This is a genomic window from Isoptericola sp. NPDC056134 (assembly GCF_042264825.1).
Lineage (GTDB): Bacteria > Actinomycetota > Actinomycetes > Actinomycetales > Cellulomonadaceae > Isoptericola > Isoptericola nanjingensis.
In genome coordinates this window covers 350,446-363,756 of record NZ_JBHJVM010000001.1, presented here as the reverse complement: position 1 = coordinate 363,756, position 13,311 = coordinate 350,446, and the positions used below count along the sequence as shown (strand labels likewise).

Below are 13,311 nucleotides of genomic sequence, written 5' to 3'. Positions count from 1 at the left end.
TCAGCGCTCGACGTCGCCGCGGATGAACGCCTCGAGCTGGGCGCGGCCCGCGGTGTCCTCCATCTGCACGGGCGGGGACTTCATGAAGTAGGTCGACGCCGAGAGGATCGGGCCGCCGATGCCGCGGTCCAGCGCGATCTTCGCGGCGCGGACGGCGTCGATGATGATGCCGGCGGAGTTGGGGGAGTCCCACACCTCGAGCTTGTACTCCAGGTTCAGGGGCACCTCGCCGAACGCGCGGCCCTCGAGGCGGACGTACGCCCACTTGCGGTCGTCGAGCCACGCGACGTAGTCCGACGGGCCGATGTGGACGTTGCGGTCCTCCTTCTTGCCGCCGAGCGGGCCCGCGAGGTTCGAGGTCACCGCCTGCGTCTTGGAGACCTTCTTCGACTCGAGCCGGTCGCGCTGCAGCATGTTCTTGAAGTCCATGTTGCCGCCGACGTTGAGCTGGTACGTGCGGTCGAGCACGACGCCGCGGTCCTCGAACAGCTTGGCGAGCACGCGGTGCGTGATCGTGGCGCCGACCTGCGACTTGATGTCGTCGCCGACGATCGGCACGCCGGCGTCCTCGAACTTCTTCGCCCACTCGGGGTCGGAGGCGATGAAGACGGGCAGCGCGTTGACGAAGGCGACCTTCGCGTCGATCGCGGCCTGCGCGTAGAACTTGTCCGCCGCCTCGGAACCGACGGGCAGGTAGGAGACGAGGACGTCGACCTTCGCGTCCTTCAGCGCCTGCACGACGTCGACCGGCGCGGCGTCCGACTCGTCGATCGTGGCGGAGTAGTAGTCGCCGAGACCGTCGAGGGTGTGGCCGCGCTGGACGGTGACGCCGGTGGGCGGCACGTCGGCGAACTTGATCGTGTTGTTCTCGGAGGCGTGGATCGCCTCGGCGAGGTCGAAGCCGACCTTCTTCGCGTCGACGTCGAACGCCGCGACGAACTCCAGGTCACTCACGTGGTAGTCGCCGAGCTGCACGTGCATGAGGCCGGGGACGGTGTCGGTCGGGGCGGCGTCGCGGTAGTAGTGCACGCCCTGGATCAGGGACGATGCACAGTTTCCGACACCGACGATGGCAACGCGGACGGAGGTCATCCTCGCTCCTTGTTTCTCTGGGCCGGGGCGTCCTGCACCCCGGCGCTGTGGTCGCGGGCGCGGCCGAGAGCACGGTCGCGTTCCGTGGTGATGAGTCCGTCGAGCCAGCGCACCTCGCGCTCGACCTGTTCGAGCCCGTGGCGCTGCAGCTCGAGGGTGTACTCGTCGAGCCGCTCGCGGGTGCGTGCGGCAGACTCTCGGACCGCCTCCAGCCGCTCGGTGAGCCGGGTTCGCCGGCCTTCGAGGATACGGATGCGGGTCTCGGCGTCCGTCTGCGCGAAGAACGCGAAGCGGACGTCGAAGTTCTCGTCCTCCCAGGCGGCCGGGCCGGACGACGCGAGGACGGTCTGGAGGTGCTCCTTCCCGTCCGCGGTCAGCCGGTACACGATCCGCCCGCGCCGGCCCGACAGCGGTGCCTTGCCCGAGGACCTGGCCCCGGCCTGCCGGGATCCCGACGCCCGCGTCGCGGGGGCCGGAGCCTCGCGCTCCGTGGTCTCGATGAGACCGCGCGCCACGAGGGACTTGAGTGCCGGGTAGAGGGTGCCGTAGGAGAACGCGCGGAACGAGCCGAGCAGCAGGTTGAGCCGCTTGCGCAGCTCGTACCCGTGCAGCGGGGCGGAGTTGAGCAGGCCGAGGATGGCCGTCTCGAGCACCACAGACCTGCTGCGCACGAGGGTTCCCCTTCCCGTCCTGTCCCGATGTCGCTGCCGACCCGTCGTCACGACGTATCGAGTCGATACATCGTGAGAATAGGACTCGCCGACATGGTCGTGCAACGGGAAGCGCCCGGCGCGGGCGTCCGGGGAGTTGTGAAGGTTCCGCGGAGCGCAGGCCAGAGGGCTGCGGACGCCTGGGGGCGAACCGTCGCCCGGGGCGCCCGAGGCTCCCGTCGGCCTTGCGGCATCGCCTAGTGTTCCCTGTGGTCCGCAGGCCGGCGCACTCTACGAGCACGACGCCGGTCCCGCACGACGAAAGGCTTGACGTGGCGAGGAGACGTCGCTTCTGGAACTACCCGCGCCCGCACAAGGGCCCGGTGCAGCGCTGGCTGCCGTCCTGGCGCATCGTCGTCGGCACCCTGCTCACCGGGACGGCGCTGGGCGCCGGTCTGTTCGTGGCCGCGTGGAGCACGACGACGATCCCCAAGAACCTCGACGAGGTGAACAACCAGGCCACGACCGTCTACTGGTCGAGCGGCAAGCCGATCGGTCAGTTCGCCGAGCAGAAGCGGGAGCTCGTCAAGCTCGACGACCTGCCGGCGTACGTCGGGAACGCGGTCGTCGCCTCCGAGGACGACACGTTCTGGACCAACAACGGCATCGACCTCAAGGGCATCGCGCGCGCGGCCTACAACAACGTCAAGGGCGGCGGCCGGCAGGGAGCGTCCACGCTGACGCAGCAGTACGTCGAGCGGTACTACCTCAACACCGAGGACTCGTACGCGGGCAAGGCCCGCGAGGCGATCATCGCGCTCAAGGTGGCGCAGACCCAGCCCAAGGAGCAGGTGCTCGAGAGCTATCTCAACACCATCTACTGGGGCCGCAACACCTACGGCATCCAGGCCGCGTCGCAGGAGTTCTTCGGCAAGGACGCCAAGGACCTCACGCCGTCCGAGGCCGCGATGCTGTCGGGGATCATCCCGTCGCCCAACAACTGGGACCCGTCGGTCGACCCGGACCAGGCCAAGGAGCGCTGGAAGCGCAGCATCAACCGGATGTACGAGCAGGGGTACATCACCAAGGACGAGCGGGCGAAGGCGGAGTTCCCGAAGTTCAAGAAGAAGAAGGAAGCCACCAACACCTGGGGCGGCCAGAAGGGCTACCTCATGGCCCAGGTGCGCAAGGAGCTCGTCAGGTCGGACAGCAACCCGGACGGCCCGCTCGAGTCCGAGCAGGAGCTGGAGACGCGCGGCCTCAAGATCACCACGACGATCGACCAGAAGCTGCAGAAGGCGGCCGTCGAGGTCGAGAAGACGCTGCACGAGGACGGCCAGTACGGCAAGGCGAACAAGAACGTCCGCATGTCGCTGGTGTCGATGGACCCGAAGACCGGCGCGGTGAAGGCGCTCTACGGCGGGCCCGACTACGTGAAGCAGTCGCTCAACACCGCCACGCAGGACGTGGTCCAGGCCGGCTCGACGTTCAAGCCGTTCACGCTCATGGCAGCCCTCGAGAACGACCACACGCTCGAGGAGAAGCTCGACGGGAACTCCGGAAAGGTGTTCCCCGACGCGAACAACGGCGAGGACTGGAGGGTCCCCAACTTCGGCGGTGCCAACTACGGCGGCAGCATCGACCTCACCACGGCGACCGCGCACTCGGTCAACACCGCGTACGTGCAGCTCAACGAGGAGGTCGGGCCCGAGAAGACCCGCGAGGTGGCCGAGCGCGCGGGTATCCGCAAGGACGAGAACTACCCGCTGACGGCAGGACTGTCGAACGTGCTCGGCGTCGACTCCGTGCGACCGGTCGACCTCGCGCGGGCCTATTCCACGATCGCGGCGGGCGGCTACCGCACGACGCCGCACATCGTGTCGAAGGTCGAGACGCTCGACGGCACGGTGCTCTACGAGGCCCCGCAGGAGCAGGAGAAGGAGTTCGACGCGGACGTCACCACGGCGGCCACCTATGCGATGACGAAGGTCGTCGAGGACCCGACCGGCTCCGGCCGGGTCGCGCAGGAGCTGGGCCGCCCCGTGGCCGGCAAGACTGGTACCTCGAACGACAACAAGTCGGCGTGGTTCGCGGGCTTCGTGCCGCAGCTCACGACCGTCGTCGGCCTGCGCCAGTACAAGACGCTCGACCTCGAGGCGGGCAAGATCGCCGGGCAGGACGACATCGACGGCTTCGGCGAGTGGCCGGAGATCACCGGCGGTACCTGGCCGGTGCGCGCGTGGACCGACTTCATGCAGGTCGCGACCGAGGGCATGGACGTCGAGGAGTTCCCCGAGTACGTGCCGGCCCAGCCGACCTTCACCCCGTCGCCGACGCCGAGCGAGACCGAGGAGGAGAAGGTCACCGTGCCGGACCTCGTCGGCCAGGACGTGGCGAAGGCGACCCAGGAGCTGCAGGGGCTGCAGCTCGTGGTGCGGACGCAGGCGCGGGACAGCGACGAGCGCAAGGGCCAGGTGCTGGAGATGTCCGGCGTGGGCCAGGAGGTGCCCGTGGGCACCACCGTGACCCTCGTCGTCTCGACCGGGCAGCCGGACAAGCCGGAGCAGGTGGCTGTGCCGAACGTCGCCGGGCTGAGCCTCGAGGACGCACGGAACCAGCTGTACGGCGACACGCTGAACCCGTCTCCCCAGGCGAAGGAGGAGTTCAGCGACTCGGTCCCGGAGGGCACGGTCATCGGGACCGACCCCGGCGCCGGCCAGCCCGTCGACCCCGGGTCGAACGTGACGATCATCGTGTCCAAGGGCCCCAAGAACCAGGAGCCCGACCCGACCGACTCCCCGACCGACGACGGCGGCAACGGGAACGGGAACGGCAACGGCAACGGCAATGACGACGACCCGCTCGGCATCATGGGCACCGACAACTGACCGATTTCCGGGACGGCCGCAACGGCGGGTATCCTGGTCGACTGGCTGTGCCCACCACCCCGGACCGTTCCGGGGTGGCGCGCGGCCGACGCACGCAAGAACCCTCCTGTCACGGAACGACCGTGACCGCTGAGACCAGAGGAGGTGGGTTGAACACATGCGTCAGTACGAGCTGATGGTGATCCTGGACCCGGAGGTCGAGGAGCGCACCGTGGCCCCGTCGCTGGACAAGTACCTGACGGTCATCTCGACCGAGGGTGGGTCCGTCGACAAGGTCGACATCTGGGGTCGTCGCCGCATGGCGTACGACATCAACAAGCGTTCCGAGGGCATCTACGCCGTCGTCGACTTCACCTCGACGCCGGCCACCGCGAAGGAGCTGGACCGCCAGCTCGGCCTGAACGAGGCCGTGCTGCGCACCAAGATCCTGCGCACCGACGCCCGCTGAGACCTGAACCGAAACTCTGCCCCCGTCGCGGGCGGCGTCCCGGGCCAGCCTGTGGACGCAGACATCGTGGATGTCACAGCCCCGTGATGGGATCCCCTCACGACTCTCGGACGAACGAAGGAGCATGGCATGGCTGGTGAGACCGTCATCACGGTCGTCGGAAACCTGGTCGCGGACCCGGAGCTGCGCTTCACCCCGTCAGGGGCTGCCGTCGCCAACTTCCGCATCGCGTCCACGCCGCGCACGTTCGACCGCCAGACCAACGAGTGGAAGGACGGCGAGGCGCTGTTCCTCGCCTGCTCGGTCTGGCGCGAGGCCGCGGAGAACGTGGCCGAGTCGCTGACGAAGGGCATGCGCGTCGTCGTGCAGGGCCGTCTGACTCAGCGCTCGTACGAGACCCGCGAGGGGGAGAAGCGCACCGTCGTGGAGCTGCAGGTCGACGAGGTCGGCCCGTCGCTGAGGTACGCCTCGGCGAAGGTCACCCGCGCCCAGCGCTCCGGTGGCGGCGGCGGCTTCGGCGGTGGCGGCGGCAACCAGGGGGGCGGCTACGGCGGCCCCCAGGGTGGCGGCGGCCAGCCCGGCGGAGGCTTCGGTTCTTCCGGCGGCGGTCAGAGCAACGACCCGTGGGCCACGGCCGGTCCCGCCTCCTCCGGTGGCGGGTTCTCGGACGAGCCCCCGTTCTGATCGGCGCCAGTCCCCAGATCACCCGTCCTCCGACGCCGGCCCCGGCCGGTGCCTCGTGAGGACAGCACCTGTGAAGGAGCAACACCATGGCGAAGCCTGTGGTGCGCAAGCCCAAGAAGAAGGCCAACCCGCTCAAGACGGCCAAGATCGAGTCCGTCGACTACAAGGACACCGCGCTGCTGCGCAAGTTCATCTCCGACCGCGGCAAGATCCGCGCGCGTCGCGTGACCGGCGTCTCCGTCCAGGAGCAGCGCCAGATCGCCCGTGCGGTGAAGAACGCCCGTGAGATGGCGCTGCTGCCGTACTCGTCCTCGGCCCGCTGACCGGAAGGATCACTGAATCATGTCGAAGCTGATCCTGACCCACGAGGTCACCGGTCTCGGTGAGCCTGGCGACGTCGTCGAGGTGAAGGACGGGTACGCCCGGAACTTCCTCATCCCGCGCCGTCTGGCCACCCCCTGGACCAAGGGCGCCGAGTCCCAGGTCTCCGCGATCCGCAAGGCCCGCAAGGCCCGCGAGATCGCCACGCTGGACGAGGCCAAGGCGGTGGCCGACTCGCTCGCCGCCAAGACGGTCGTCGTCACGGCGAACGCCGGCGAGTCCGGCCGCCTGTTCGGTGCCGTCACCACCGGTGACATCGCCGACGCGGTCGTGGCCGCCGAGGGCCCGCAGGTCGACAAGCGCAAGATCGAGATCGGCCAGCCGATCAAGACGACCGGTGAGTACACCGTGTCGGTGCGCCTGCACCCCGAGGTCTCCGCGAAGATCGCCGTCAAGGTCGTCGCCGGCTGAACGCCTGACGCCTGACGGTCGAAGGCCCCGGCCCCCGCGAGGGGGTCGGGGCCTTCGACGTTCGTCCTGTCAGGCGATCAGGGCAGCGGCTTCAGGTCGACGTCGTAGACCGAGGTCTGCCCGGCGACGATCTGGGCGGTGCGGACGGCCGGGACGAACCCGTTCGCCGCGACGACCAGCTGGAGCGGCCCGTTGGCCTTGGGCATCCAGTACCCGTACGTGCCGTCGGCCCCCGTGACGAGGGTCTTGTCGGACGCCTTGCCGTCCAGGTGCACGACGGCGCCGTCGAGCGGCCCGCCGTCACCGGTCACCGTGCCGGTGACCTTGCCCCACCCGGTCGGTGCCTTCACCGTCATCAGTGCTGCGACGGTGGGCGCCTCGTACGGGGTGTCCCCGGCCGCGGTGATCGTGGCCGAGTACGCCCCGGGCTGCTCGACCGCGGCGGTGAGGGTCACCGCGGCCTGCACGGACGCCCCCGGCGCGAGGGAGAGCTCCGGCGGCTGGACGTCCAGCCACTCCAGGTCGCCCCCGCCTGCCGCCTCGCCCGAGACGTTCATGACGATGTGCATCCCGGCGTACCCGATGTCCGCCGTGTCGGTGGGCTCCGGGAGGTCGCAGGCCTCCGACCGCAGGTACGACGGCGCCGTCTGGCCGGCGTCGTTGGACCCGATGAAGAACCAGCCGCCGGCCGGCACGTCGATCTCGACGACCAGGGTGCCGTCGTTCGGCACCTCGCCCTCGACAGGCACCGAGACGACCGTGCCGCCGGCGCTGGTGCCGACCGTCGCCTCCGCGCTGCCGATCTTCGTCATGTTGGCGTAGGTCAGCGCCCCGTCCAACGTGTACAGGTTCACGGTCAGCGGCTGCGCGACCTGGGCGGCCTCCACGGCGAACGACACGCTCTTCACGTCGAACGTGCCGTCGATGCCGAAGTCGCTCAGCGTGAACGTGCGCAGGTAGCCGTTGTCCTGGGTGGTCACCTGGTTGGTGCACGCCACCGAGTTGTTGGCCACGACGTCCTGCGACGCCGAGTGGGTCAGGGTCGTCTCGTCGAGGGGGACGGCCGACAGGTCGGGGGAGACCGTGCCCGCCTTCGCCCCGGACGTCGCCAGGCCGCCCTGCTTGCCGTCCGACGTGCCCAGCCCGGGGCCGGCGGGTGTCGTCGACCTCGGCACGGTGGCGTCGTCCGTGACGTGGTTGATCACGGCGCCCTCGGTCCCCTTGACCCCGAGCATCTCGAAGCCGCCGCCGCCCGTGCCCAGCGAGACGTCCACCGGCTCGGTGCCGGTGTTGGTCACCCGGAACGCGCGGCTGGCGGTGGCGCCCATCCCGATCGAGGCGGAGACGCTCTCCTTGTTGACCTCGAGCCGGCCGGCGCCGAGCGCGACGTTCCGCGTCACGACCTGGCCGTCCTCCGTGAGCGCCGCGTTGCGGGTGGCGCTCGCGTACGCGTCCTTCGCGTAGGTGAGGCCGTACCGCTCCAGGGGGAGCCGGGCGGCGTAGGTGCCGTCCGCGCCGGTGGTCACGACCGCTTCGTCGCCGTCGTCCTTCGACGTGATGGTGACGGTGGCGCCCTCCAGCGGCTCGTTCGTGTTGCCGTCGCGCACCGTGCCGGCCACGGACCCCATGCCGGCCAGGTCGTAGGTGACGGACAGGCCCTCGGCCACGGCCGGGGTGTTGTACGAGAACTGCGACGCGACCGCGCCCGCCGCGTCCTCGATGCCGATCGTGGCGGAGTCGCCGCGCGCGGTGGTGGTGTCGGTGACGGGGCCGTAGCCGAGGGTGACCCGGCCGTCGGCGAGGAGGGTGGCGGAGAAGTTGACCCGGTCGGTCTCGGGCCGGTACTTGCGTACGTTGCGCCACTCGACGACGAACGCGTCGACGCCGTCCACCGTCGTCGTGCCGGTGTAGACGGCGGACTCCGCGTCCACGTTGAGGTCGTCCCAGAAGGGGTAGACCGCGGCGTTGGGCGCGGCCGCGCTCGGGAGCGCGCCGTTCGTCAGGCTCGTCGACGAGGCGAGGAAGTTCAGGAACCCGTTGGTCGACACGTACGCGGTGTCGTACGTCTCGCCGTAGAACGGGAAGCCGAACGGCAGGTCGACCGACGCCGCCTTGTCGTCGCCGGTGAGGGCCAGCAGCGTGTCGCCGGTCGCGACGCCGGCGGTCCCGGTGGAGCAGTAGTACCCGTAGGCGTCGATCAGCCGCTTGAGGGCGGCGTCGACGGACTCGTCGCCGTCCACCACGACCTCCGTGCTGAACGGCTCCGCGCACGTGCCCGCCGAGACGGTCAGGGTGTACGTGCCGTCGGGCACGCCGGGGATGGCGTAGGTGCCGTCCGTGCCGGTCGTGACCGGGTCCAGCGGGCCGGAGAGGGCGACGACGGCGCCCGGGGTGGGCGACCCGTCCGTCTCCGTGACCGTGCCGGAGACGGTGCGCGTGGGCGCCCGCTCCAGCGTGATCGGCAGGGTGACGGTCTCGTCCACGACGACGGCGACGTCGGCCGGCGCGGAGTCGAGGAAGCCGAAGGCCTGGGCGCTCACCGCGTAGTCGCCGACGGCGAGCTCGGCCGTGAAGGCGCCGTCGTCGCCCGCGGTGACGGTGCGGTCGCGGTCGCCGTCGAACGTCACCTGGGCGCCGGCGACGGGGGTGCCGTCGGCGGCGGTCACGGTGCCGGTGACGATCCCGGTGTCGCCCACGGGTGCGGCGTCGAGCAGGGCCATGACGTCGAGCTTGCCCTCGCCCCACACGTTGTTGTCGTCCGCGGTGCCGCCGCACGTCGTGTCGTCGACGTCGACCGCGGCGCCGTCGAGCAGCGCCTGCGTCTCCTCGATCTGGCCGATGAGGCTCGGCGCCGCGCTCCACAGCAGCGCGATCGCGCCCGCGAGGTGCGGGGCGGCCATCGACGTGCCGTTGTAGGACGCGTAGCCGTCGCCCGGGACGGACGAGCGCACGTTGACGCCGGGGGCGGAGATGTTCGGCTTGGTCCCGCCGTTCTCCCCGGTGCCGCGCGACGAGAACGACGCGATCGCGCCGGAGGAGTCGAACGCGCCGACCGCGTAGGTGGCCTCGTTCGCGCCGGGCGACGACGTGGACCGGCAGCCCGGCCCCTCGTTGCCCGCCGACCAGGTGCCGAAGATGCCGGCGGCCTCCCACGCGGCGATCTCCTCGGCCATGAAGTCGTCGATGGCGCCCGACGCGTTCAGTCCCCAGGAGTTGTTCACCACCTGGGGACGCTTGCTCGGGTCGGGGTCGCTGCCGTCGGTCCGGGTGGGCGCGAGGACCCACTGCCCGGACTCGAGCAGGTCCGCGTCGGAGCAGGTGGAGCAGCCGTTCGCCGCGATCCAGTCCGCGCCCGGCGCGACACCGATCTGGTTGCCGGCGCCGTCGTCGCCCACCATGGTGCCCATCGTGTGGCTGCCGTGGCCGTCGGTGTCACAGGGGGAGCCACCGGCGCAGGCGTTCGACGAGTCGAACCAGTTGTAGTCGTTCACCACGCTGCCGTCGGCCTGCAGGCCGCGGTAGTGCGGCGCGAGCGCGGGGTGGTCGCCCTGCACGCCCGAGTCGATGTTGGCGACGGTCACGCCCTCGCCCGTGTACCCGAGGGCCCACGCCTCGTCGGCGTTGATGGCCTGGAGCCCCCACTCGACGGACTGCGTGCCGCGGACGGGGGACTTGGTGCGCTCGACGGGCTCGACCAGGTCGAACGTCTGCGGCGCGGAGATCGCCTCGACCTCGGGGGACGCCGCGAGCGAGGTCGCGAGGGCGGCGTCGCCGTCGCGCACCAGGATGCGGTTGGAGATCCAGAAGGACTCGTGGGCGACGCCGGCGGCGTCGAGCTCCTTCAGGAGGTCGGCCTGCGCGTCGTCGGCGACGGCGGTGAGGGTGTCGTAGACGTACCGCCCGCGGTCGTCCCAGTCGGCGATGTCCTTCGCCGCACGCAGGTCGGCCGTGTCGGCGAGGTCGAGCCAGAAGTCGGCGGGGCCGGCGTCGAGGTCCTTCTCGACGGCGGCCCCGATCTTGTCCGCGGGGTCGGGCACGTCGGCGGACGGGGCGAGCGGCGGGCCGTCGTCGGCGAACGCCGGCGCGACCCCGACCGCGGACGTGGCGAGGAGGGCGACGGCCGCGCTCGTCGCGACCCACCCCCTCCTGGTACCGGTCGATGTCCCGTTCGACTTGGTTCGCATCGATCTCGTGCGGATCGGTGAGTGCACGCTTCCTCCAGGTGAGGGAGCCCCCGGGTCCGGGGGCGTCGTGACGGGCGCCCGGTCGGGGCCCACCCTCCAGCCCATCCGGCGTTCCTCCGGCGGACAAGGACGGTCGGCGGCCAGTTTCCGGTCAACCCGAGGGCAGGCCCGGGTCGGTTCCGGGCGTCGTCGGCGGGCGGTTCCGCCTGAACTCTGATAGGCACCTGGGTAAACGATGTCCGCTCAACGATGTCCGCGAACCTGCCCGGAGCGCGTCGGACGGAGGACGGCTATGCCCCCCAAGAACGTGGTCGAGCCGGTCGGCGGTTACGTGCTCTGCATCGGGCTGCCGCTGCAACGGGTGGGCGAGGTGGCCCGCCTGCTGCGCGGCCGGGCGGCCGTGATCGCGACCGCCGACACCGACGGCGCGCGCACGCTGCTCGGCCCGCCCCCGCCCGCGGTGCTGCCCGACGACGAGGGACCGCACACGCTCGAGGTGCACGCCCGCGCCCCCGCCCCGCTGTCCGGCGAGGTCCCGGTCGTCGCCGTCGCGCCGGACCGCGACCCGGCGCGGCGGATCGTGCTCGGCGCGCTCGAGGTCGACCTCGCGGCGCGGGAGGTCATCGCGGGTGGCGTGCCCGTGCACCTGTCGATCCGGGAGTTCGACCTGCTGGTCGTGCTCGCGTCCGCGCCGGACCGCGTGTGGTCGTTCGCGGAGCTCACCAGCACCGTGTGGCGGACCGGCTACCTGGGTGACCCGGACCCGGTGGTGTCCGCCGTGAAGCGCCTGCGCAAGCGGCTGCGCGTGCTGCCCGAGCTGCGCGTCTCGTCCGTGCGCGGCATCGGCTACCGGCTCGTGGTGCCCTCGTGACGGCGTCGCGTCACACGGCGTTCACCGGACGGGCCGACGGCGTCACGCGCCCGTGACCATCCAGCGGTCGCCGCGGGCGCGCAGGCCGGTCGTGAGGGCGCGGGCGAGCATGAACACGCCGGCGAACGCGCCCCACAGCCACGCCAGCCCGAGCGCGCCGTCGGGCGCCCAGGCGCGGACCGCGAGGGCGAACGGGATGTAGACCACGAGGGTCAGCATCCCGGCCCAGGCGAGGAAGCGGCCGTCGCCGGCGCCGATGAGGACGCCGTCGAGCACGAACACCCAGCCCGCCATCGGCATGAGCACGCCCGTGACGACGAGGCCGGCGGTGATCGCGAGGCGCACGTCGTGGTCGGACGTGAACAGCGGGGCGATCCACCAGCCGGAGACGGCGAACACGACGCCGATGACGACGCCGGCGCCGACGCCCCACTGCAGCGAGCGGCGCAGGACGGCGCGTACCCGCCCCACGTCGCCGGCCCCGAGACCGTGGCCCACCAGCGCCTGGCCGGCGATGGCGAGCGCGTCGAGGGCGAACGCGGCGAGTCCCCACAGGCTGTTGACGACCTGGTAGCCGGCCAGCGCCGTCGCGCCCAGGCTGGTCGCGACCGCGACGGTGAGCAGGATGGCGAGGCGCAGCGACGCCGTCCGGACGAACAGCGGCGCGCCCGCCCGGGCGTTGGCCCAGATACCCGCGTGGTGCGGCCGCAGCGACGCGTGGTGGCGGCGGGCGCCGCGCACCACGACGACGGTGAGGACCGCACCCATGCCGAGCTGGGTGGCCGCGGTGCCGATGGCGGAGCCCGCGATCCCCAGGCCCGCGCCGTACACCAGGACGACCGACAGGATCGCGTTGACCACGGCGCCCGTCGACGCCACCCACAGGGGCGTGCGCGTGTCCTGCAGGCCGCGCAGCACGCCGGTGGACGCCAGGACGACGAGCATCCCGGGCAGGCCGATCACCGACCAGCGCAGGTAGGTGGCGGCGTAGCCCGCGACGTCCGCGCCGGCGCCCATCGCCCCGACCGCCCAGTGCGCCCCGACGGCGAGCACCGCGGCCAGCACGACGCCCAGGCCGAGGGCGAGCCACATGCCGTCGATGCCGGACTGCAGTGCGTCGCGGGTGCGGCCGGCGCCGACGAGGCGCGCGACGGCGGCCGTGGTGGCGTAGGCGAGGAACACGCACAGGCCGACGAGCGTGACGAGCAGCGTGGACGCGACGGACAGGCCGGCGAGCTGCGCGGTGCCGAGGTGGCCGACGACGGCGCTGTCGACGAGCACGAACAGCGGCTCGGCGACGAGGGCGCCCAGCGCGGGCAGCGCGAGGGCGAGGATGTCGCGGTCGATGCGGCGTCGGTCACCCCTGTGGTCGCCCCTGTGGACAACCTTGTGGGCGGAGTCGGCGGGCGGGTGACCCTCCGGCGGCGTCGGTGAAGGAGGGGTGGCGCCGGGGTGTCCGGCGTCTGGATCCGGGGTGCGGTGCACCTCACCCAACTTTCTTCTCCTCCACAGCCTGAGGGTAACGTCGTCGCAGGTCAGGGACCTGCCGAAAGTTGTACACAGCCGATATCCCCAGTTGTGCACATGCCTGTCCACCGCCCGTGCACAGCCTGAGGCGCATATCCACAGGCCCGTCCACACCTGTGTCCACACCGTCGATTGCGCACGGTCGCGGGCGCGCCTAGCGTCGTCCGCGGTGTCA

At 71.3% G+C, this 13,311-nt stretch carries 10 protein-coding genes; 6 read left to right on the top strand and 4 right to left on the bottom strand.

The features are described from left to right. Complete coding sequence (locus ACFCZN_RS01620) at positions 1 to 1,092, bottom strand: inositol-3-phosphate synthase (protein ID WP_429762826.1); 1,092 nt, start codon at positions 1,090 to 1,092, stop codon at positions 1 to 3. Next, positions 1,089 to 1,763 (bottom strand): PadR family transcriptional regulator, encoded by a 675-nt coding sequence (locus ACFCZN_RS01615; RefSeq protein WP_429762827.1) that lies wholly within the window; start codon positions 1,761 to 1,763, stop codon positions 1,089 to 1,091. Before ACFCZN_RS01615 ends, ACFCZN_RS01620 begins: the two co-directional genes overlap by 4 nt. A gap of 311 nt (positions 1,764 to 2,074) precedes the next feature. On the opposite strand from ACFCZN_RS01615, the gene ACFCZN_RS01610 reads away from it, so the two are divergent. The 5 genes from ACFCZN_RS01610 to rplI all read left to right on the top strand — a co-directional run bounded on the left by ACFCZN_RS01610 (position 2,075) and on the right by rplI (position 6,554). Further along, a complete protein-coding gene (locus ACFCZN_RS01610) occupies positions 2,075 to 4,630 on the top strand; it encodes a transglycosylase domain-containing protein (RefSeq protein ID WP_430555602.1) in 2,556 nt (851 codons plus the stop codon). A gap of 157 nt (positions 4,631 to 4,787) precedes the next feature. Next, complete coding sequence (rpsF, locus tag ACFCZN_RS01605; protein ID WP_429762829.1) at positions 4,788 to 5,078, top strand: 30S ribosomal protein S6; 291 nt, start codon at positions 4,788 to 4,790, stop codon at positions 5,076 to 5,078. A 129-nt stretch (positions 5,079 to 5,207) separates the two neighbouring features. Beyond that, entirely contained in the window at positions 5,208 to 5,762 is a 555-nt protein-coding gene (locus ACFCZN_RS01600) for a single-stranded DNA-binding protein (RefSeq protein ID WP_429762830.1), read from the top strand. Between the two features lie 86 nt (positions 5,763 to 5,848). Continuing rightward, on the top strand, positions 5,849 to 6,085 hold the full coding sequence (gene rpsR, locus ACFCZN_RS01595; protein WP_100422261.1) for a 30S ribosomal protein S18: 237 nt from the start codon (positions 5,849 to 5,851) through the stop codon (positions 6,083 to 6,085). A 19-nt stretch (positions 6,086 to 6,104) separates the two neighbouring features. Further along, positions 6,105 to 6,554, top strand: coding sequence for a 50S ribosomal protein L9 (rplI, locus tag ACFCZN_RS01590; protein WP_429762831.1), 450 nt, complete (start codon positions 6,105 to 6,107; stop codon positions 6,552 to 6,554). Between the two features lie 77 nt (positions 6,555 to 6,631). On the opposite strand, the gene ACFCZN_RS01585 is transcribed toward rplI, so the two are convergent. Then, the gene (locus tag ACFCZN_RS01585; protein ID WP_430555601.1) at positions 6,632 to 10,738 is read right to left on the bottom strand and encodes a carboxypeptidase regulatory-like domain-containing protein; all 4,107 of its coding nucleotides are present in this window, start codon (positions 10,736 to 10,738) and stop codon (positions 6,632 to 6,634) included. Between the two features lie 292 nt (positions 10,739 to 11,030). Between ACFCZN_RS01585 and ACFCZN_RS01580 the strand changes: the two genes are divergently transcribed. Continuing rightward, on the top strand, positions 11,031 to 11,609 hold the full coding sequence (locus ACFCZN_RS01580) for a winged helix-turn-helix domain-containing protein (RefSeq protein WP_429762833.1): 579 nt from the start codon (positions 11,031 to 11,033) through the stop codon (positions 11,607 to 11,609). Between the two features lie 42 nt (positions 11,610 to 11,651). Here the strand turns inward: ACFCZN_RS01580 and ACFCZN_RS01575 are convergent, their stop codons facing one another. Further along, positions 11,652 to 12,956: an MATE family efflux transporter gene (locus tag ACFCZN_RS01575; RefSeq protein WP_430555687.1), complete on the bottom strand. Its 1,305-nt coding sequence runs from the start codon at positions 12,954 to 12,956 to the stop codon at positions 11,652 to 11,654. Positions 12,957 to 13,311 lie beyond the last annotated feature (355 nt).